Origin of the sequence: Clostridium estertheticum (assembly GCF_018861295.1) — a bacterium.
Lineage (GTDB): Bacteria > Bacillota > Clostridia > Clostridiales > Clostridiaceae > Clostridium_AD > Clostridium_AD estertheticum_D.
Genome location: NZ_JAHLDM010000009.1, coordinates 42,970 through 63,512, shown reverse-complemented (window position 1 = coordinate 63,512; position 20,543 = coordinate 42,970). Strand labels below are relative to the sequence as shown.

At 29.2% G+C, this 20,543-nt stretch carries 20 protein-coding genes and 1 pseudogene; 9 read left to right on the top strand and 12 right to left on the bottom strand.

The genetic code is table 11. From position 1 onward, the window contains the following. Positions 1-76: 76 nt before the first annotated feature. The gene (locus KPL54_RS10800; protein ID WP_216106591.1) at positions 77-1,849 is read right to left on the bottom strand and encodes an aminopeptidase P family protein; all 1,773 of its coding nucleotides are present in this window, start codon (positions 1,847-1,849) and stop codon (positions 77-79) included. Between the two features lie 288 nt (positions 1,850-2,137). Between KPL54_RS10800 and KPL54_RS10795 the strand changes: the two genes are divergently transcribed. The 3 genes from KPL54_RS10795 (at position 2,138) to KPL54_RS10785 (ending at position 4,292) form a co-directional block, all read left to right on the top strand. Further along, positions 2,138-2,704, top strand: a complete 567-nt coding sequence (locus tag KPL54_RS10795) for a hypothetical protein (RefSeq protein WP_216106590.1) — start codon at positions 2,138-2,140, stop codon at positions 2,702-2,704. 218 nt (positions 2,705-2,922) lie between these two features. Beyond that, entirely contained in the window at positions 2,923-3,678 is a 756-nt protein-coding gene (locus tag KPL54_RS10790) for a PHP domain-containing protein (protein ID WP_216106589.1), read from the top strand. 101 nt (positions 3,679-3,779) lie between these two features. Then, on the top strand, positions 3,780-4,292 hold the full coding sequence (locus KPL54_RS10785; protein ID WP_216106588.1) for a DUF3189 family protein: 513 nt from the start codon (positions 3,780-3,782) through the stop codon (positions 4,290-4,292). A 55-nt stretch (positions 4,293-4,347) separates the two neighbouring features. Here KPL54_RS10785 and KPL54_RS10780 read toward each other — a convergent pair whose 3' ends face one another. Next, positions 4,348-5,397: an alpha/beta hydrolase gene (locus tag KPL54_RS10780; RefSeq protein ID WP_216106587.1), complete on the bottom strand. Its 1,050-nt coding sequence runs from the start codon at positions 5,395-5,397 to the stop codon at positions 4,348-4,350. Between the two features lie 279 nt (positions 5,398-5,676). Here KPL54_RS10780 and KPL54_RS10775 point away from each other — a divergent pair, with 279 nt between their 5' ends. Next, positions 5,677-6,138, top strand: coding sequence for a YsnF/AvaK domain-containing protein (locus tag KPL54_RS10775; protein ID WP_216106586.1), 462 nt, complete (start codon positions 5,677-5,679; stop codon positions 6,136-6,138). 70 nt (positions 6,139-6,208) lie between these two features. Then, positions 6,209-6,589 carry a YsnF/AvaK domain-containing protein gene (locus tag KPL54_RS10770; protein ID WP_253203431.1) on the top strand — a complete coding sequence of 127 codons (381 nt, stop codon included), beginning with the start codon at positions 6,209-6,211 and terminating at the stop codon, positions 6,587-6,589. 68 nt (positions 6,590-6,657) lie between these two features. Here KPL54_RS10770 and KPL54_RS10765 read toward each other — a convergent pair whose 3' ends face one another. From KPL54_RS10765 to KPL54_RS10750, 4 genes and pseudogenes are all read right to left on the bottom strand, one after another. Then, complete coding sequence (locus KPL54_RS10765; RefSeq protein WP_216106584.1) at positions 6,658-7,311, bottom strand: TIGR04100 family radical SAM protein; 654 nt, start codon at positions 7,309-7,311, stop codon at positions 6,658-6,660. A 68-nt stretch (positions 7,312-7,379) separates the two neighbouring features. Continuing rightward, complete coding sequence (locus KPL54_RS10760) at positions 7,380-8,210, bottom strand: pyridoxamine kinase (protein ID WP_216106583.1); 831 nt, start codon at positions 8,208-8,210, stop codon at positions 7,380-7,382. A gap of 84 nt (positions 8,211-8,294) precedes the next feature. Continuing rightward, positions 8,295-8,624: pseudogene (locus KPL54_RS26830) on the bottom strand (hypothetical protein); the annotation flags it as partial. A gap of 12 nt (positions 8,625-8,636) precedes the next feature. Beyond that, positions 8,637-9,851: a hypothetical protein gene (locus KPL54_RS10750; protein ID WP_216106582.1), complete on the bottom strand. Its 1,215-nt coding sequence runs from the start codon at positions 9,849-9,851 to the stop codon at positions 8,637-8,639. 650 nt (positions 9,852-10,501) lie between these two features. Here KPL54_RS10750 and KPL54_RS10745 point away from each other — a divergent pair. Then, a complete protein-coding gene (locus KPL54_RS10745; RefSeq protein WP_216106581.1) occupies positions 10,502-10,708 on the top strand; it encodes a hypothetical protein in 207 nt (68 codons plus the stop codon). A 67-nt stretch (positions 10,709-10,775) separates the two neighbouring features. Continuing rightward, a complete protein-coding gene (locus KPL54_RS10740) occupies positions 10,776-11,696 on the top strand; it encodes an AEC family transporter (RefSeq protein ID WP_216106580.1) in 921 nt (306 codons plus the stop codon). Between the two features lie 149 nt (positions 11,697-11,845). On the opposite strand, the gene KPL54_RS10735 is transcribed toward KPL54_RS10740, so the two are convergent. The 6 genes from KPL54_RS10735 to KPL54_RS10710 form a co-directional block, all read right to left on the bottom strand. Further along, on the bottom strand, positions 11,846-13,009 hold the full coding sequence (locus KPL54_RS10735; protein WP_216106579.1) for a DHHW family protein: 1,164 nt from the start codon (positions 13,007-13,009) through the stop codon (positions 11,846-11,848). Between the two features lie 21 nt (positions 13,010-13,030). Further along, a complete protein-coding gene (locus KPL54_RS10730; protein ID WP_216106578.1) occupies positions 13,031-14,437 on the bottom strand; it encodes an MBOAT family O-acyltransferase in 1,407 nt (468 codons plus the stop codon). A 29-nt stretch (positions 14,438-14,466) separates the two neighbouring features. Next, positions 14,467-14,952: a DUF4358 domain-containing protein gene (locus KPL54_RS10725; RefSeq protein WP_216106577.1), complete on the bottom strand. Its 486-nt coding sequence runs from the start codon at positions 14,950-14,952 to the stop codon at positions 14,467-14,469. Positions 14,953-14,977: 25 nt separating this feature from the next. After that, positions 14,978-15,757 (bottom strand): GDSL-type esterase/lipase family protein, encoded by a 780-nt coding sequence (locus KPL54_RS10720; RefSeq protein WP_216106576.1) that lies wholly within the window; start codon positions 15,755-15,757, stop codon positions 14,978-14,980. A gap of 169 nt (positions 15,758-15,926) precedes the next feature. Then, positions 15,927-16,517, bottom strand: coding sequence for a sugar O-acetyltransferase (locus KPL54_RS10715; protein ID WP_216106575.1), 591 nt, complete (start codon positions 16,515-16,517; stop codon positions 15,927-15,929). A 134-nt stretch (positions 16,518-16,651) separates the two neighbouring features. Next, positions 16,652-17,656, bottom strand: coding sequence for a potassium channel family protein (locus KPL54_RS10710; protein ID WP_216106574.1), 1,005 nt, complete (start codon positions 17,654-17,656; stop codon positions 16,652-16,654). Between the two features lie 274 nt (positions 17,657-17,930). On the opposite strand from KPL54_RS10710, the gene KPL54_RS10705 reads away from it, so the two are divergent. Together KPL54_RS10705 and KPL54_RS10700 are read left to right on the top strand one after the other, a co-directional pair. Further along, positions 17,931-18,752 carry an SH3 domain-containing protein gene (locus KPL54_RS10705; RefSeq protein WP_216106573.1) on the top strand — a complete coding sequence of 274 codons (822 nt, stop codon included), beginning with the start codon at positions 17,931-17,933 and terminating at the stop codon, positions 18,750-18,752. A gap of 300 nt (positions 18,753-19,052) precedes the next feature. Next, positions 19,053-20,456, top strand: a complete 1,404-nt coding sequence (locus KPL54_RS10700; RefSeq protein ID WP_216106572.1) for a sensor histidine kinase — start codon at positions 19,053-19,055, stop codon at positions 20,454-20,456. Positions 20,457-20,543: the final 87 nt, after the last annotated feature.

The window sequence follows — 20,543 nt, the reverse complement described above, 5'->3', positions numbered from 1 at the left end:
GACCTCCTTAAAATAATCTTTCATATATCTATTCTACATTTGAGAGTTATTTCCTTCTAAAATTAAATATTTATATTTATATTGCCACTGTTGCTTCTTTCAAGTATGCTAATTCTTCTCCCTGTAAATAGGTAGAAAGCTTCTCAAATACAGTTTTATGATAATTATTTAGCCAAACTTTTTCATCATTTGTTAATAAGGACACATCTATAGCCTCTAAGTCTATAGGGCATAGTGTTAAAGTCTCAAACTTCATAAATTGTCCGCCATACTCAGTCTTTTCATCTTCTTGAACAACAACTAAGTTTTCTATTCTTATACCATGCTTTCCTGCTTTATAAACTCCTGGTTCATTGGAGACTATCATTCCTTTTTTAAGCACAATATTATTGGGAATCACAGATATACTGTGTGGTCCTTCATGAACATTTAGAAAGAACCCTACTCCATGTCCTGTTCCATGCTTATAATCCATACCTGCATTCCAAAGTGGAATTCTAGCTATGATATCTAAATTTGAACCTGTTGTTCCATATAAAAATCTCTGCAATGTTAAATTAATCATCCCTCTTAATACTAAAGTATAATCTGTTTTTTCTTCCTTTGTTAATGGACCTACAGCTAGTGTTCTTGTAATATCTGTTGTTCCATCTAAATATTGAGCACCAGAGTCTAATAGATAAAGACCCTTCGGCTTTATAGTAGCTTGATTTTTCTCCGTAGCGCAGTAATGAGGCATAGAAGCATTTGCTTTATAAGCTGAAATTGATGCAAAGCTCAAATCATAGAAATTTTCTCCTGCACTTCTTAACTCCTCGATTTTATCTGATGCTTCTATTTCTGTAATACTACGCGATTTTATAGTTTTCTTCATCCATGTTATAAATTTAACCATAGCTACACCATCGCGTACCATAGCTTTTCTAACATTTTTAATTTGAATGTCATTCTTTATAGCCTTAAATCTTGTAGTAATATCCATAGCCTCTAAAATCTTAATGTTTATGGAACTATAAATCCAAGTACTAGTTCTTGCTGGATCAAGTAATATTGCTCCATCTTTGATTTTCCCTAAAAATTCTCCTATGCTTTCGTAAGGTTTTATTTCTACATTAGCCTTTTTGAGTTCCGCTCTAACCTCTGAATTTATTTTCTTATCGTCTATAAATAAATGATATTTTTTCTCTGAAACAACAGTGTAAGCTATAGTTAGTGGATTGCATTTTACATCTCTCGCTCTAATGTTTAACATCCATGCTATGTCATCAAGTCCCGATATAACATAGTAGTTTGCTCCCATAGTTTCCATTTCACGTGCAACCTTAGTGAGTTTTGATTCTCTTGACTCTCCAGCATACGCTACATCATGCAAAACTACCTGACTACAAGGTTTTTGTGGTCTATCTTTCCAAATTATATCTACTAAATCTTCATTAACTTCATAGGAAAACCCACTACTTTCTAAAGTACTCTTTAGTCCTTTAAAATACTCTATTGAAATAACCTTACCATCAAAAGCAATTTTTGCTCCCTTCTTAAGTTTTTCTTTCAAAAATTCTTCCACAGTTGGAACACCATCTAGGCCCATTCTAAATAGTGTTACCCCTGTATCTATTAGTTGATTTTCTGCTTGTATAAAATATCTTCCATCTGTCCATAAACCTGCCTCTTTTAAAGTTACAATTGCAGTACCCGCAGAACCTGTAAATCCTGTTATAAAAGTTCTAGCACTATAGTGATCTGCTACATATTCACTTTGATGTGGATCCGAACTAGGAACAATGAAGGCATCTATTCCTCTTTCTCTCATCTCATTCCTTAATTGTTCAATTCTTTCTTTTACACTCATCCTAATCACTCCTTTAGTTTGTAAACTTCACTTGCAATTTCCATTGTAATCATTTACTCACAATATTTTATATCTGTGTCTTTATTATAACAGAATTAAATAGGAATATTATGTTAAATTTTTTATTAAAACCACCCCCGTATAATGTGTTTGTTACAGATTTATGGCCCAACTAGTATTGCAATTCTTTTATATCAATTTCAGATTCTGCCAAATAAACTACAGCCGTTGTAACAAAACAACGAAAACAGAATATTATATATGGTGAATATTATTTTGGAGGTACTTATGTACGACTACCGCTGTAAAGACAATGAAAATCTTGGGCAGAATATGCCTATGGCAAGTATGCCTATGAATGATATGCCCATTAAAGAAATACCCATTAAGGATAAGAAGGATATGTCCATGATGAATATGCCCATGAAGGATATGTCTATGCTGAACATGCCTATGATGATTATGCCCATGATGATGATGCCAATGTATGATGATGATGAAGATGAAGATGAAGATGATGAGGAGGATGAAGATTTAAAAAACATTTATCCCAAGATTTATAGCATAATATATCCTATGGTAAAAAAACATTGCGATATAATGGAATCCACGTATGGCACAATGCATTGCCCTAGCAAGGATGAAATGGATAATATGTGTAAAGAAGTAAGTGACAATTACGAAAAATATTATAAAGATGGCGATGATGAGAATATGAGGGGCACATTTCGTCAAGATAGAAGAGTTCCGATTCATGATTTAGCTAGAATACTGTTTATCAGAGATTTACATGAAAGAAGAAGAAGAAGAAGACGTAGAAGAAGACGTAGACCAATGTTCCATCATGGGTATTAGGATAAATGACTGATAACATGGTGAAATGAGATTTCAAGAATAATTAATGAAGCTCCGAGGGATACCCTTGGGGCTTTGTTTTTTACTGCTAATTGGTTGAAATTAGTAAATGAGGTATAAGGCAAACCGCTCATTTTTTTAAAAATATATGAAGAGTAGGCAAGTATTATCCAGTAATATGGGCAAAATAAAAAATATTAAGCCATGGAGGGGATAAAATGAGTTTTAAGATTATTGCAGACTATCATACTCATACTAATATTGCAAAGGGACATATTCCCTTCTTTAATATTATTTTCGGAGAACATGCAAAAGGAAATATTGAATCAAATGTTAAAGCTGGAATAAAAAAAGGATTAAAAGAAATTGCCATAACAGATCATGGTTATAAACATACTACCTTCGGGATGAAACTGAATCAATACGAAAAACTACGTAAATTAATTGATGACCTTAATAGAAGTTCATTATTGAAGAAGAATGACTTTAAGATTCTTCTTGGCGTAGAATGTAATATTGTTACTAAAAAAGGTGATATAGATATTAAAGATGAAATAATTGATTACCTGGACATAATTTGCGCGGGTTATCATCCTGGAGCAGTACAAAATCCATTTTTACTTAGGAACTATACAGAAGCCGCAATTAATGCTATTAAAAAATATGATATTACAATATTAAATCATCCTTTAGAGCATGTTAATCCAGATATTATCGAAATTGGAAGGGTTGCCGCTCAAAGAAATACTGCTTTGGAAATTAACAGAAGTCATAGGAATATGGATATTGAAACAATAAAAAATTTAAAGAAGATGGGTGTTAAATTTTCATTGGGAAGTGATGCACACAAATCTGAGGATGTAGGGTATTTTGGTAAAGCTTATAATATTGCAGTTAATGCAGGCCTTACAGATGATGATATTGTTAATGCTGATGGAAGTGCACATAGATCAATGAAATTATTAAGAGATTAGGTTCATTATAGAAATCATGTTCAAATAATGTTTAATATCAATGTTTATCGCATATACTACAATTATTAAAAACTACTATTAATAGGAATCAGGTGATTTAAATGATATACATATATAATTGTTATGGAGGAACCCACTCATCTATTTTAGCAATGGCTTATCACTTAAAAATGCTAGATGAAAACCACGAACCGACTAAGGATCAAATATTGAAACTACCTAACTTTAATAAGTTAGTATATGGAAATCGTGGAGAACTTTTTTATTATGGAAGTGATGAAGATGAAAATAAAATCTATGTTGTAGGTAGGGGACGTTCAAAGGTTTTAATTCCAGGATTATATAATTTAGCTTCTATGCTTCATAAACAAAATCTACTAAACGAGAAAATTATATTTTCCAATACTTCGCCAACTGTTCCATTACCAATGACCTTTGGTGGATTCTTTTCTAGGTGGCTAAAAATTGATTTTATAGGAGTGCCATTGCTTGTAAAGGGAGCAAAACAATCGTACCATGACGTTATAAAACTTGTAAATCACACAAAGAAAGCAGCAAAGGAAGATAAGTCAGGGGTTATTATTTTAGATAATAAGGAATTTAAGAAAAAATGATCTTTAATTATTAAAGCCACTAATACTTATTTTATTATTAGTGGCTTTAAAAGCTTTAAATTTGCTTTCTATTAAATTTCTCTTTTAGATATGTTGAAATTTCAATTAAAGCATCATCTGCTTTATTCGTAATCTTATCCATTGATATAAAGCCATGTGTAACACCTTTATATCTGGTAGAAATCACATCCACACCTGCTTGCTTTAATTTATTACCGTAAGCTTCACCTTCATCCCTTAATGGATCAAATTCGGCTGTGATTATGAGTGTGTCAGGTAAATCTTTAAAATTTTTAGATAATAAAGGCGAGGCATATCCACTTTTTCTTTCTTCTAAACTTGGAGTGTATAAGGATATAAATTTTTCAGAGTTTTCCCTTGTAAGATTATAATCCATACCAAAATACGACCAAGATTTAGTATTTAGTTGATAAATATTTGTTGATGGATATATTAGTACCTGAGAGATTATGTGGGGTCCACCTTTATCACGTGCCATTTGTGAAACTACAGCAGAAAGGTTGGCACCTGCACTGTCCCCTACAATACATATTCGGCTAGAGTCCCCATTAATGCTTTTAGCATATTTATAAACCCATTGGAGCACATTATATATGTCATTAACACCAGCTGGGAATGGATCTTCTGGCGCAAGACGATAATTTACAGATACGACTATAGCCTTTGAATTTTTTGAAAGCTTCCTGCAAACATTGTCATAGTCATCAATACTACCACTAATCCAACTACCGCCGTGGGAATAAATTATGATAGGTAATTTATTTCCATTGACATCAGGCGTGTATATTCGCACTGGCACTTGATTTGAAGCTGTTTTTATATCCATATTTTTTATGTTCGAAAAGGGTATAGGTTTAGATTTCCATATTGTTGTTGACTTATGTAATGCTGCACGCATTTCATATATTGATTTTCCTTTAAGTGAAATAGGATTAAAATGTTCTTCTATTTTTGACATTACTCCAAATAATGTATCAAGCTTACCATAACTTGTTGTAGTAAAATTTTTAATTAAAATAAAACTGTAGATTATAACAATCAAGACAACAACAGGAAAAATCAACAATATTTTTTTCTTTTTCATTTTAATACCTCCACCAGTGAACTTAAATATTTGCAAAATTCATTTTTCTTTATAATTGTTACGTAAAATAAAATGCTCTTGAATATTTATATATTCACCATAAAGTTAAGTTTATATTATAATTAAAAAAATATTTATTTAAAATTTGCTCTTTATTAAATTATTCTTTTAATTTATTTCCATAACTTTCTCTTATATTTCCGATTTTCAAACAGGATATTATATCTCATGTAGGGCAATTTAATAAGGATAAAAATATTAATTTATGGAGGTATATATATGAGCGTACTTGAAGGGGTTTTTGAAAAACACGACGATGATATCAAAAAAGAAACTAAAGAAACTAAAGATGATGCCATAAAGCTTAGTCTACGAAAAGAAGAACTTGATATTGCCAAAAGCAGTGTGCAAAAAGGTGAAGTAGAGTTTGGAAAGGAAATTATAGAAGAACAAAAAACAGTTGATGTTCCTGTAACACGTGAAGAAGTAGTTATTGAAAGAAAGAGCTTAAACAATGAAGCAAGTGATTCACCAATCACTGATGAACAAAGCATTCGAATTCCTGTTAATGAAGAAAAAGTTCATGTAGATAAACATACAGTAGTAACAGGAGAAATTTCGGCTCACAAACATGCTATAGAAGATACAGAGCATGTAGAGGAAACACTTAAACGAGAAGAAGCAAAAATAAATAAAGTTGGTAACCCTGATGTAGTTGATATTGGTGGTCATCACGAATAAATGAAGTAGAAAACACCTCCGAAGTTCATGACTCGTGAGGTGTTTTTCTTAACAAATGGAGGGAGTATGTATGGCAACGTTTCAAATAAAAAAAGAACAGCTTGATATAGCAAAAAAATGGTTACGAACAGGGGAAGTAAATATTTATAGGGAGGCTTTTACAGAGGAAAAAACATTTACGGTACCAGTTAAACGAGAAGAGCTTGTAATAAAGAAGAAAGTCCTTGCCTCAGCTGATTCAGAAATCAAAAATATGCCAACAGAGATTATCCGTATACCTCTTAGTGAGGAACATGTTGAATTCACCAAGCATAAAGTTAATTTAGAGGAGGTATCCATTTATAAACAGCAGATACAAGATATAAAACACATTGAAGAGACATTAAAGAGGGAGTCTCTTAAAGTTAAAATCTCCGCTCCTAATATTCCATTTTCTAGTATTAATAACTAATTTATAAAAATCACTATTTATATTGAAATTATAAATAGTAATTTTTTTATTTACGATAACAGTATCATTTATTCAAAAGGACGCACCCTTAAAGGTACGCAAATATCATCACATACAGCTTTGCAAGCATCTATTTCTTCTTGTCCAATACAATCTACTACTGTCATAACTACATTTGGAACATATTTTTTGCAGCTTATCGCAAATTTAAGCATGGCGTCATAAGATTCTATACCAAATTTGCTACGAGTTAATCTTAAATATTCTTTCGCATTTGATGCATTAAGGCTTATGGATACTGTATTAATCAAGTCTTTGAAAAATGTTGCAGTTTCTTTTTTATTAACTAAATCTGCGAGTCCATTAGTGTTTATACGAATTGGATTATTGCTACTTCTATTTTTTAAGTATTTTGCCACGTCTATTAGATCATCAAGACGTGTTAAAGGTTCTCCAAATCCACAAAATATAATTTCATTGAACTGAGTTAAATCATATTTTTCAAACTCTTCTATAACCTGCTGAGCGGTAGGTTCTTTATCTAACCATAGACTATTTGATTTAGCCATTTCCTTAGTGTTTCTTAAACAAAAGGTACAAGAACAAGGGCAGTTGTTAGTTAAATTAACATAAATATTTTTGTGGCTCAATTCTTTACTCGTAGTATCAACATCTTTTAAATTGATATAAACACCATTGTTATATGTATATAAAATAACCATATCCTATCATCCTCTTTTCTTTATATTTTTAAATTTATAATTAATATTAATAAGTAAATATACTTAAATTATTGCAGATCAGTCAAATATTCTTCAAAGCAAATACCATCATGTACTGGAGTTCCTATTTTAGCAGTATAATCAATGGCTTTACTAATAAAATCTGTGGCTTTTTTTACCGAAGTCACGATATCTACTCCCTTTACAATATTCGCAACTACAATAGAAGAAAACACATCTCCAGTACCTGAACGATCTTCACCAATTTTTTTTACTTCTATTATGGTATATGGTTTTCCTATTTCATATATAAAGTTTCGTATACTCCCATTATGCTGCAGTCCAGTGATAACAATTTTATTTGGGCCTTTTTTGCAAAGCTCTTTTGCAATGTTTTCAAGTTGCTCAGGATTCAAAGTTTTTTCTGGATAAGGAATATCAAGAAGTCTACAGGCTTCAGTAAGATTAGGTGTCATTACATCAGCATATTTAATTAACTTCTTCATTTCATCACACATTTCCTGTGTATATGTAGAATAAAGCTTACCATAGTCACCCATTACAGGGTCAACCATAACAATAGTATTTTTTGTTTTAAAATTGCAAAGAAACTCCACAACAACATCAATTTGTTCTTTTGAACCCAAAAATCCAGTACAGATTCCATCAAATCGTAAATTAAGCTCTTTCCAATTATTCATGTAATCCCTCATATGAGGAGTATAATCATCAAAAAAGAAATTTGAAAACCCCGTATGTGCAGATAATATTGCAGTAGGTAATGGACAACATTGTATCTTCATTGCTGATATAATAGGCAATGCAACCGCTATGGAACATCGTCCAAATCCAGTAAAATCATTTACAATAGCGATTTTTTTTTGTTTGTTTAAGCTCATTATCTCACCACCTTTTCTAATAACCTTCATTATAATCTAATCAAGACAAAAAATAAAGTGTACGGATACAAAGCCTAAAGCTTTTTATGAAATAACTGATTTAGGGAAATCAATAATACAAATGGAAATAGTTAGACTAGAAGAGTTGATAGGCAATGGTAAAAAGATTATTTGCGGCAAACTAATATGAATCACGTCATTCGTAAAATATATTCTAATTATGAAAAATAAGAAAACTGGCTCAATGATATGTCCGCTAAGATTTTTAAGGTTCTGGTGACAGAACCGAAAAGTGATAAAAAACCTTAAGCAGGAAAAATCTATAAGCGAATAATTAAATAACAAAAGAATAGAAAGTAAATGAATAAAATGTTGCATATATCGTTTCATTTCCACAACACTATGCCAATTTTCAAATGCAAAACTTTAACGCGTATTGGAAGTTTTAGTGGATAGATAAAAATTATAATCAGTATTTCCGCTAGTCGCCACAAGTACGTCTCCTGTTACAATAGTAGCATCAGCTTTTAAAATATTATTGTCCTTATCTTTCAAAGTTATGGTATATGAATCATCATTAGTTAAACCCTCTATTAAACTTGATACAGAAGTTCCTACTGGTATATCTAATATAATCCTATTATAAATATTACCAAGTGAACTAGAAATACCAAGTGGTCGATAGTTTAATTGTTGGTAAACAGGTAACTGTACCCTTTCTAAATTATAAATATTATCTGGTAGCACAATGTTGCCGGATATTTCGACATTCTTTGATATTTTTAAATCTACCGGTATGTTCCATTGAACAGGTAGGTTTACAACTCCAGTTGTAGTATCAATCCGTATAATTGAAGGTAAATTTAAACTACTCTCCATACCAGTAATAGGTACAGCTATATGTTGCGGTGGAATTATAGATAATAACGAACTTGAATTTGATGGTGTTCCAACTAGAATACTAAGATTATAAGTACGCGTGTATTCTCCATCTATAATTTCTAAAGAATCTTCCTCATTTACGATACTATTGCCATCTAATCTATTGTTATGATTGTCTACGATGATTGGAGACATTTCGCTTGTGAGAGCTTTACCATTGTAGCTTAAGTTACTTATAAGTTCCCTTGCGGTAGTAGCTGGAGGTATGTCAGTTATGTTTTTATATCTGACTGCACCTAGATTACTACAAAGTCCATCCCCTTTATAGGTTACTGTCTGAGTTACGTCTAACTGTATATTATAGGGATTTAAAATGCTTGTAGGTAATACAACTTTACCACTTAGCTTTGTAGTTGTATTTATACTTAAGCCAGAATAATTAGACCACTCTACTGGTACTAACATATTTCCTTCTGTAGTTCTAACTAAAATAGTTGACTGTAAGTTCAAATTACTTCCCGTAGTAGGTTCATGTATTGTTATGTCATGAAGTGATCCTATCGATATTAAGTTTGAGATTGCATTATTTGATTTTTTAGAATAAAGCTGATTATCAGTTAATCTGTTACTTGCATGATTTATATAAATATTTTTTGTGCTTGTTATACCTCGCAACGAATCTGCAAAAACTGTTGAACCAAAAGTTAAAGAGAATGTAAGTGCAAATGTTGTCATCATATAAAATTTCTTTTTTGTCATTTAAAATACTCCCCTTTGTGAAAAGATTAAAGAATAACTTTATTAGATAAGATTTTTAATTAATTGATTTAATTTTAAATTCTAGTAAGACCAATACTTAAATAATCTTTTTCTAAATTTGTATTACTACTTTAGTCAATTATACTATATATAACATATATTTCAAATTAAAATTTTCTACTAATATTTATATTCTTCCTTTTCTACTATGGCTAAGCCATTTATACCATGTTTTCTTGACAAATATTTCTTGTGAAGTTAGTATATACAACAGTTAGTTAAATTAACTATTGTATGTACTAACTTTTTTTGTTTTTGTTACTTATATTAATGAAATATTTACTAACCAATAATATTATTTAAATTAGAATCTTGGATTAACCATAAATATAAATAAAGGAGAATAGGTATGAAAGATAAAAATATTGATGAGGTATTTAATGGATTATTATTAAAATTTCCCATATTAACAAAAAACTCTTAAACATAAGTTCTGTCGTAACTAGTAATAAAGAAATAACAAGAGCTCATGTATCTTTAATGCGTTTCTTAAAAATTCAAGAGTTATGCAAAATGTAAGACTTAGCTAAAATTCTATATGTATCAAAGCCAACTGTAACTATATTAGTCGAAAAACTTGTAGAATTAATATGGTTAAAAGAAAATTAGATCAAAAAGACAGACGTGTGATATATATAGGTCTAACAGATACTGTATGCAATTTTTTACAAAAGCGTACAGAAACTATGAAAGTGGCCTTTTGTAAGAGCATACAAAAATTTAATACAGATGATCTCATATTGTTAAACGAAACTCTAAATAATATGGAAAAGCTTATAGGAAAAATGGATGAATAATATCCATTTGATGCAAGTGGTTTTTACTCTATATTTATATTAGGTCAATATCTTTGGAGGTAATATTTTGAATATTAATGTTATGAATCAAGTAATTATATTAGCACTTATGATGATGGTCGGAGTTATATTAAGAAAAACAAAAACAATTACAGATGAAGTGAATAAAGGGTTTTCAAACATTTTAATTAATGTAACAATGCCTTGTATGATTATATATTCTTTTAATTTCAAATTCTCAATGGATATGCTAAAAGGTGCTAGCATGATACTTTTCTATTCTATTTTGATACACATTATTTTAATAATTTTAAGTAAATTATTATATTCTAAATTCGAAAACTCTAAGAAGAATGTATTTATATTTGCAACCGTGTTTTCTAATTGTGGATTTGTAGGATATCCTGTAATTCAAGGTATCTTTGGGAATATAGGAGTGTTTTATACATCCATTTATACAATTCCTTTTAATATTTTTATGTGGTCTTATGGTGTGATACTTTTTACGGGCAAAAGTGACTTAAAGAATATAAAAAAGAATCTTATAAATATACCTCTTATATGTACTCTTTTAGGAATTATAATATTTCTTTTTTCTATAAAACTCCCATCACCATTACTTAAAACTTTAGGCAGCATAGGAAATATGACGACTCCCCTTTCAATGTTTATAGTAGGAAGTATGCTTGCAGATGTTAAATTAAAAGATGTGTTTAGAGGTTTTGACATATATTATGTAAATTTCGTTAAACTAATAGTCGCTCCACTCATAACGTATTTTGTACTTAACCTTTTAGGTGCTAGTAAAACACTTCTTTATATATGTGTAATTTTAGTAGCAATGCCGACTGCAAGTTTAATCGCAGTTTTGGCAGAAAAATATAATGGAGATAAAGTAACTGCTTCAAAATGTGCTTTTTTAACTACAATCTTATCTATAATCACGATACCTGTTATTATGTCAGTAATAGATTTTTTTATAAAATAAATACCATCGACCATTAGATGATTATCAAATTCACCAGGGACATAAAAAAAGCCTTATTATTTTATAAGGCTTTTTAAAGTTTAGTAAATTTAGGTCAAAATTACTAATTTTAATTTAAGAGATTACAGTTTGCTTAGGAGCTTTTACCTCTAATCGTAGTCACTAATATTAAGTATTGATTCATCTTCAAAAAATGTATTTGCATTATAAAGCATAAGGACATCAGTGATCTTGTAGTCTTTAATTAGAGTACTTATATTATCTGAGTAATATCTTAAATCAACAACTATTATATCACTAAAATGAGAAGTCAAAAAAGGAATAAAACAGTTAGCATATGAATCTTTTATAACTAAGAGTTTTTTACTACTATCGCTCATGGTGCTTATCTTTATAATAGGATGATTTCCACCTAAGAATGTAGAATATTTATCTTTAGTATTTAAATTGCTCGAATTATACAAACTGCTACTCTTTTTTTTCTCTTCCACATAATTAACTAGTAAATCTTCATGTTTTTTAGGTAAATATACATTTATCGTGTCACTATCAACATTTGTAACTCCCGCTTTTGAATGAAGAGTTCCATAAAATTCATTGCTGACTTTTTTAATATTGTAATAATTTGCATCCTTTAGTGTTAAACCTGAGCTTTTACAAAATTCTAAATATGCATAATATGCTCCCTTGGTTGTCCAATGGTGATCAGTTTTATAATATATGTACTCATTTTTGTTTTTATTTAGTGCATCAAAAACATTAATTGTTTTTATTGATTTATCTAACCCAGAATAAAATTTATTTATATATTCAAGTTGATTCTCTACTGGAGCAAATTCTGGTAATTTATCTTCTAATACTTTTATTTTATTTGGAACTAACATAATGTATTTATTTACTTTTTTATTTTCAGTACTGAAATCATTTATAGCTTTCACTTTCTCATCAAAGGCCTCTTTGCTAGGCTTCTTGAACTTAGCTATTAAATATTTGTTTTTGCCTAGGTATACATCATTGTTTTCCTTTTTACCAGCAAATATTTCTGATCTTGACTTTACATTTATCCAAAAGTTTCTTAGTATAAATTGATCAGCAATATACTTTTCATATTTTGATGTAAATTTATTATATAGTAAATTATCTACTGATAATTTAGGTTTACTTTTAAGGTTCCTATTTTCCTGAGAAGAAAACTTCTTGTCTGGAACTATAACATTTAATATCATTACACTAAATATGAAAAATAAAAACATTAAAGTTAAAGATTTTATATATATGTTATTATATTTTTTTCTTGCACTATTATATTTCATATCTATCATCATCCTTTTTATCTAAAATCTAAAGTACAAGAATGGGTTAAAGCTCTGATTTACAAGGTATGCTGTAGATAAAAACAATATAAAAATACGACCTAACGCCATCGCTATAGCACCTCTTGCATTAAACTTACTTTTAATCTTTTTATGGAAAAAATATATAATTGGTGTTGCACAAAGTATTGCTATTACAAACAAGATAAAATTTGCATGAAAATAATATTTAGCAGTATTGTCTATAAAGACATTTCCACTAAGTCCAAACATTACTTTTATATAATTTAATGCATTACTCAATTTATTACTATCGAAAAATACCCAGCCAACTATAACAATTATCATAGTATATAAATTTGAAATACACCTATGAAGTTTATTTAACAGCTTTCCTAAAAAAAACTTTTCGCAAGCTATAAAAAAGCCGAAATATAGTCCCCAGAATATAAAATTCCAACTGGCCCCATGCCATAATCCTGTTATAAACCATACTACAAATAAGTTTCTAAGTTGCTTTATCAAAGAAACCCTATTACCCCCTAAAGGGATATAAAGATATTCTCTAAACCAACTTCCTAAGGATATATGCCATCTTCTCCAAAATTCAGTTACGCTTTTAGATATGTATGGATAGTTGAAATTTTCAATAAATTCGAATCCAAACATTTTTCCAAGACCTATTGCCATATCAGAATATCCACTAAAATCAAAATATATTTGAAAAGTAAAAGCTATTATTCCAATCCATGCGGAAATGACAGATATTCTTGAAACTTCAGTCGCTTTTATGATTGTCCAAACCATCCCTATATTGTTAGCAATCAACACTTTCTTTCCGAGACCTAGTATAAATCTATCTATTCCTTCTGAAAATTGATTGATATTTTCTTTCCTATTTTTTAATTGGAGGAATATATCATTGTATTGCACTATGGGTCCAGCAACTAGCTGTGGAAACATAGTTACATATGCTCCAAAATCTATAATATTTTTTTGAACCTTAACTTTATTTAAATAAACATCAACTACATAAGATATAATTTGAAATGTATAGAATGATATTCCCACCGGTAAAGCAAGCTTTTCAAAATATATATTTAATCCAAATAGTGCATTAATATTGTTGATTATAAAACCCAAATATTTAAAAAAAGCTAACATTCCTAAATCAATCACAAGTGTGGCTACAAATATTTTCTTTGAAAGCTTTTTAAGTTTTCTATATTTATGTATAAATAAACTACTCAAATAGTTGAAAACTATACAGAAGATCATAAGGCCTATGTATATTGGTTCGCCCCATCCATAAAATATAAGGCTCATAGCTAAGAGAATTAAATTTCTTCTTTTCTTTGGGGCAATAAAATATATGACAAGGGTTAATGGTAAGAATATAAAAATAAATACTAAGCTGCTAAAAACCAATTATAGTTCCTCCACTTCATGTTGACCTTTTATTTAAAGTTGTCATTAACAACTTTTGTTATTTTATCTACATCTTTTGATACAATTAATATAAGATAATTTCCTTTTATTTTTAAAGTGTGATTTTCCAAAATTTCATATTGATCAGGACTATACTCTTTAAAGCTATTTGATTGAGCTTCAATTATATTTTCAAGGTTTTCTAATAATCCATCCATATCGTCTTCATTTACAACTTTTAATATAAGTATTTGATTTGCCTGCATATTGTTTTTTGGAGCATACAAAACAAAATCATTCAATCCTTTAGTGTTTATAGAATAATTTTTTCTAAGATTAGTTTTGCTACCTTTCTTCATTGCTGATAAATCTGTAACCTTTTGAATATTAGTTATTATTTCACTAATTTCAGGACTTTTAGGTCTAATGAAAGCACATCCTTGAAATATAACACCAATACTAATAACCAAAATTAAAATCAACACCTTCTTTTGTATATTATCAAATATCTTCATATTCATCATCCTTATTTACTTAATACTAAGTCTTTGATTGACTTTTTAATTGACTCTTTAAATCATCTAACCATAAACCATAAAAGTCGACCTTAAAATGAATGCCATCTTGTTCAAACAAATCTTCTTTACCTTTAAGCATAGGTCTTATATCTATGAAATGTACATTTTCTTCCCTTGCAACCTCAATTATTGCTTGTGTAAATTTATCTAATCTATCTTGTGAAAAGCTATTATTTTTTTGTTGTACTTTAGCTTGCACTGGAGTTAAAGATTGAAGATATATTTCAGCACTGGGAACTGTTTGTTTTATATCTTTTACAAGCTTAATATAGTTAGATTTAAAATCATCACTGTTTTTAGAACTTTGTAAGTCGTTCATACCATAAAGCAGAAATATTCTTTCTGGATTAATGTTTGATAAAATACTTACTGATTCCTTTGCTTGTACCAATCCTTGCCCTTTTTTAGCTAATACAGAAGATTTATTTACTATATCATAAAAGTCTAACCCTTCAGTAATAGAATCTCCCATAAAAACGGACTCTTCAAAGTACATTTTATTACTTATTTCTTTTGAGTTATCACCACTTTTTTCATCATTTAGCTTATGCTTTTTATTTATCTTCTCCTCTACCGTAGCAATATTTACATTTCCTAGCTTCTCCAAGCTAATATAGTTATTTTTTATTATTCTTTTTTCTTCATTACTATTTATTAAAGACTTTACTAAAAAACAACATGGTATTAATATAATTATTCCAATTATAATTTTCAGTTTCCTTTTTTTTAACTTATTATTCATAATCATCACCTTATTTAACATATATTAATGAATCTTTTGTCGCAACGAAGTTTATTATAACTCTTTTTAGAAACGAAGTTATTACAAAATAGTTACTTTTATAAAAAATAATAAAAATTATGGATAAAAGATTATCACTACAACTAAAATTATTGTAATTGTGCTTATTCTATACTTTAAATCCAGTTTTATCTTCTTGCGTAATTTCCCGAATTACTTTACATGGTACACCAGCTGCAACCACATTCGCTGGAATATTTTTTGTAATAACGCTGCCTGACCCTATGACTGTATTATCTCCAATAGTAACACCTTGATTTATACTAACTCCTGCTCCAATCCATACGTTATTGCCTATTTTTACAGGTTTTGCATAACATCCTCCTGCTACTCGCTCTAATGCATCTATTGCATGATTAGATGTATAGATTCCAACTCGTGGTCCAAATAAAACATTATTACCTATGTCTATCTTTCCACCATCTAACATTATGCAATCGAAATTGGCATAAAAATTATCGCCTATTGTAATATTAAAACCAAATTCACATCGAAGAGTTGGTTCAAAATGAACTCCTTTTCCGATCTTTTTCAGTAGTTTTTTTAATATTTCTTCTCTTTCCTGCTGCTGACCACCAAAACTATTATTATATTCATTTGTAAGAAATATAGTATTTTCTCTTGCTTGAATTAATTCTTGTGATAAATCATTATACATTTTACCCGATAACATAAATTGTTTCTGTTCTTCTAAATTCATAAGATAACCTCCAAACCTACTGTAGTATTTTTTAAAACATAGATTATGTTTATTATACAATAAATACAAGTATTAAAAAAGCAAATGCCTTGCCTCAAGTAACTTTAAGGTATAGAGATTGCTTTTTATATGTTTTATAGTTCTTTAGCAATTTTTTTAAGTTTACTAACCTGTTCTTCTGTTCCTAGAACTACCATGGTATCACCAATTTTTAGTACCTGATTAGAACTTGGATTAAAGACTAGTTTTTTATTACTATCCTTTTTAATGGCTAAAACTATTAGTCCTGTTTTTTCAGGAATTCTAGCTTCCATAAGACTCATATTTATTATAATGGACCCTTCACAAATAGTTACATCCTCTAAGTCTAAAACTAGATCTCCATCATGAGTTACTATATCCAAAAAAGCAATAACGGTAGGTCTAAGCATTAGAGCTGCCATTCTACTTCCGCCTATTTCATTTGGAGAAATTGTATTATTTGCACCTGCTTTTTTTAGCTTTTCATTTGCATTTTTATTTATAGCTCTAGATACAATATATAAATTGCTATTCATTTCTCTTGCGGTTAGGACAGTATAAACATTATCCGCATCTGTAGACAATGAAGAAATAAGACCCTTAGCAAACTTTATTCTTACCTTATCTAATACCTCTTCCTCCGTGGCATCTCCTTGAATAGCATATATTTTATTTTCTATTAGTCCCTTTATTATTTCTTCATCTTTATCTATCACAATAAATGGAACATTGCTTTTTTGAAATTGTTTTATAGCATTTCCCCCTGTTTCACCCCCTCCACATATTATATAGTGGTCTTTTAGCTTAGCGATACCAACTTCCATACGTCTCCTCCTCCATGCATCTTTTAAATCTCCTTCTAAAAAATAAGCTACAATGCTACTAAATATATACCCCACAGTACTTAAACTTAAAAAAATAAGAAATATAGTAAAAAGCTTAGCTTTTGCATCCATAATAGCCACTTCAGTATATCCTACTGTTGATATGGTTATAACAGTCATATATAATGCATCTACCATACTAACATCTAATAAAAGTTTATATCCTAATGTTCCTATAAGGAGCAACGCTATTAGTATTGTGATAACCAAGTTAAATTTACGGTAACCTTCCATAACTCCGCCCCCTAATTCCTTTAAAAAAATTATACCATAAAAGGTGTCATAGCTATGCAAAGAAAAAATATAGGTCTTGTTTCATCCAGTTAATAGTCCTTCTTGAATAATTGTTGTTTGATTGCTGATATTTTCAACTAACATATTATGTTTCATTTTTTATTATATATAGCAATTAAAGATGTATGAAATGTTAAATTTAGAATAAGACTTATTTTTATACTAAAATAAGGTAGAATAGTATGGGTAATATATACTTAAAGGAGGATTAACATTGAAAAATATTAAAAATTTAACAGAATTTAGAAAATATTCATTAAAAACAAAGATTGTTATAGCTATTGCTGCAATGGGTATCACATTTGTATCTGTAGGTGGTTTCAATAATGCAAACTATAAAAATAGTACAAGCAGTATGGATAAAAATATAAAAGTGTTGGGTAGTGTGTACACAACACAATATGGTGTAACAACTGCAAGTGCTTTGAGTGTAAGAAGTGGAGCTGGGACAAACTATGCTATATTAGGAAGTATGAAAAGCGGGACCAAAGTTATTATAACTGGTAAAACAAACAATTTTTATAAAGTAACCTATAATAGTAAAACAGCTTACATAAGTACACAATATGTAAAAATAACAGCTAAGCCTGTGGTAGTAGTAACACCACCTATGGAATACACAACACAATATGGTGTAACAACTACAAATACTTTGAGTGTAAGAAGTGGAGCAGGAACAAATTATGCTGTATTAGGAAGTATGGCAAGTGGGACCAAAGTTATTATAACTGGTAAAACAAACAATTTTTATAAAGTAACCTATAATAGTAAAACAGCCTACATAAGTGCACAATATGTAAAAATAACAGCTAAACCTGTGGTATTGCCAGCAGTTTACGGTGGTAGAGTATATTCAACTTTGAATGTACGAAGTGGAGCAGGTACAAACTATTCTATAATCGGAAGTGTAAAATCATCAACAATAGTTATGATAAGTGGAGAAATAAATAATTTTTATAAGATAGCTTACAATGACAAAATAGGATATGTAAGTGCAGATTATGTACTTCCCGTCGGAAGTAAGGTAACAGATTAAGTAAAAAACTTGAAACTTTTATAATATAAGATGAAGACTTTAACGATGTTAAAGTCTTCATCTTTTAATATATCAAATTGTCATGTATTTCAAAATAAGTATGGATTTATCATCTTTTTTAATGTATTATGTTATATATAAATGTTTTTATTTAGAATAAATGTAAATAAAATGTTTGTTTTAGATGTTAAACCTGATGATAATATAAATGAAGTACCAAAACATGATAGAAGATATAAAAAATATAATTATCTGTAGCTAAACCAGTTAGGTTGTCTATAGGTAAATAGAAGGTGAAACATGAATAACAATGATAAATATAGTAACATTTTAGCAATAATTACATTTACTAAGTTCGCTATTTTACTATTTATATTAATACTTATTTTCAATATTCCATATAATAAAACAAACTCCATAACTCGTGTACAATTAAATTTGGCAATATTTCTTATCTTTTTATCATTATTTTATTTATTATGGTGGATTATTTATTTTAAAAATAACTTTAAAAAATCAAAGAATCTTTTAGTTGCAGAAGATATCTTATTTATTTTTATTCTATCTTTATTTATTTTATTATCTGGCACTTATGAGAGCCAATATAAATATCTGTTTTTCTTTTGCATTATAACAACAACCATATCTCAAGGTAAGAGGCGTGGTTTGATACTTTCTTATATATCGTCAGCTATTATATTATCCATAGATTTGACTTTCGTTTCTAATTTAGTAGTAAACACCTATTTTGAAAATGACTTGGTGTTATCGGTAGGATTTATCATTATCGCATGGATATTGGGGGAACACGTAACTTTTGAAAGCAATCAAGTAAAACTATTAGAAATGGAATTACAAATGCTAAAGTTAAAAGAAGATGCAAAAACAACTATTGAACTATTAAACGAAACAAAAGAACATACTAAATTTATAACAGAGTTCTTTTGTAACATATCGCATGAATTGAAAACTCCATTAAATGTAATTTTTGCTTCTCTGCAGATGATGAATATGTACAATGAAAGCAATGAAGAAAAAATTATTAAGAAGAGAAGAAAGTATTTACAAATAATGAAGAAAAATTCTAATAGACTTATTAGATTAATTAACAATTTATTAGACATGACGAAACTAGATTCGGGATTTATTACTCTACATTTGGAGAATGGAAACATTGTTTATTTGATTGAAGATATTACCATGTCTATAATTTCTATCGCTGAAAATAAAGGTATAGACATAATATTTGACACTAATGTTGAAGAAAAGTTAATGGCGTTTGACGGCGATAAAATAGAGAGAATTATACTTAACTTACTTTCAAACGCTTTAAAATTTACAGACAGAGGCGGCAAAATATATGTGACCGTATTGGATAAAGTGGATAATGTTGAGATATCAGTTAGAGATACCGGAGTAGGAATCCCCGATGATAAAAAGGAAATAATTTTCGGTAGATTTATGCAGGTGGACAAGACCTTAAAAAGAAATAATGAAGGAACTGGTATAGGACTTTCTCTAGTTAAATCTTTTGTGAAACTACATGAAGGCAAGATAATCCTTAAAAGTGAAGCGAATATCGGAAGTGAATTTATTATCATTCTTCCAGTAAAACAAGTTGATAATTCCTTAGGTGCAAACGAGATAAAAAAAGACATAACTGACCGAATCAATATTGAGCTGTCTGATATATATACAGAATAATTCAAGACGTTAGCAGAAAAAATATGATTAAATTATCAATGACTAAATATAAATATAACTTTAGCCATTGCTACTAGTTAAGCAATG

What these genes read in the sequence shown, in the direction of transcription:
- KPL54_RS10725 (WP_216106577.1), bottom strand. Translation starts at nt 14,952, where the DNA reads ATGAAGATATTTGATAATATACAAAAGAAGGTGTTGATTTTAATTTTG.
- KPL54_RS10770 (WP_253203431.1), top strand. Translation starts at nt 6,209, where the DNA reads ATGGCAACGTTTCAAATAAAAAAAGAACAGCTTGATATAGCAAAAAAA.
- KPL54_RS10745 (WP_216106581.1), top strand. Translation starts at nt 10,502, where the DNA reads ATGGTTAAAAGAAAATTAGATCAAAAAGACAGACGTGTGATATATATA.
- KPL54_RS10775 (WP_216106586.1), top strand. Translation starts at nt 5,677, where the DNA reads ATGAGCGTACTTGAAGGGGTTTTTGAAAAACACGACGATGATATCAAA.
- KPL54_RS10785 (WP_216106588.1), top strand. Translation starts at nt 3,780, where the DNA reads ATGATATACATATATAATTGTTATGGAGGAACCCACTCATCTATTTTA.
- KPL54_RS10795 (WP_216106590.1), top strand. Translation starts at nt 2,138, where the DNA reads ATGTACGACTACCGCTGTAAAGACAATGAAAATCTTGGGCAGAATATG.
- KPL54_RS10715 (WP_216106575.1), bottom strand. Translation starts at nt 16,517, where the DNA reads ATGAATTTAGAAGAACAGAAACAATTTATGTTATCGGGTAAAATGTAT.
- KPL54_RS10760 (WP_216106583.1), bottom strand. Translation starts at nt 8,210, where the DNA reads ATGAGCTTAAACAAACAAAAAAAAATCGCTATTGTAAATGATTTTACT.
- KPL54_RS10750 (WP_216106582.1), bottom strand. Translation starts at nt 9,851, where the DNA reads ATGACAAAAAAGAAATTTTATATGATGACAACATTTGCACTTACATTC.
- KPL54_RS10800 (WP_216106591.1), bottom strand. Translation starts at nt 1,849, where the DNA reads ATGAGTGTAAAAGAAAGAATTGAACAATTAAGGAATGAGATGAGAGAA.
- KPL54_RS10780 (WP_216106587.1), bottom strand. Translation starts at nt 5,397, where the DNA reads ATGAAAAAGAAAAAAATATTGTTGATTTTTCCTGTTGTTGTCTTGATT.
- KPL54_RS10790 (WP_216106589.1), top strand. Translation starts at nt 2,923, where the DNA reads ATGAGTTTTAAGATTATTGCAGACTATCATACTCATACTAATATTGCA.
- KPL54_RS10720 (WP_216106576.1), bottom strand. Translation starts at nt 15,757, where the DNA reads ATGAATAATAAGTTAAAAAAAAGGAAACTGAAAATTATAATTGGAATA.
- KPL54_RS10710 (WP_216106574.1), bottom strand. Translation starts at nt 17,656, where the DNA reads ATGGAAGGTTACCGTAAATTTAACTTGGTTATCACAATACTAATAGCG.
- KPL54_RS10765 (WP_216106584.1), bottom strand. Translation starts at nt 7,311, where the DNA reads ATGGTTATTTTATATACATATAACAATGGTGTTTATATCAATTTAAAA.
- KPL54_RS10700 (WP_216106572.1), top strand. Translation starts at nt 19,053, where the DNA reads ATGAATAACAATGATAAATATAGTAACATTTTAGCAATAATTACATTT.
- KPL54_RS10735 (WP_216106579.1), bottom strand. Translation starts at nt 13,009, where the DNA reads ATGAAATATAATAGTGCAAGAAAAAAATATAATAACATATATATAAAA.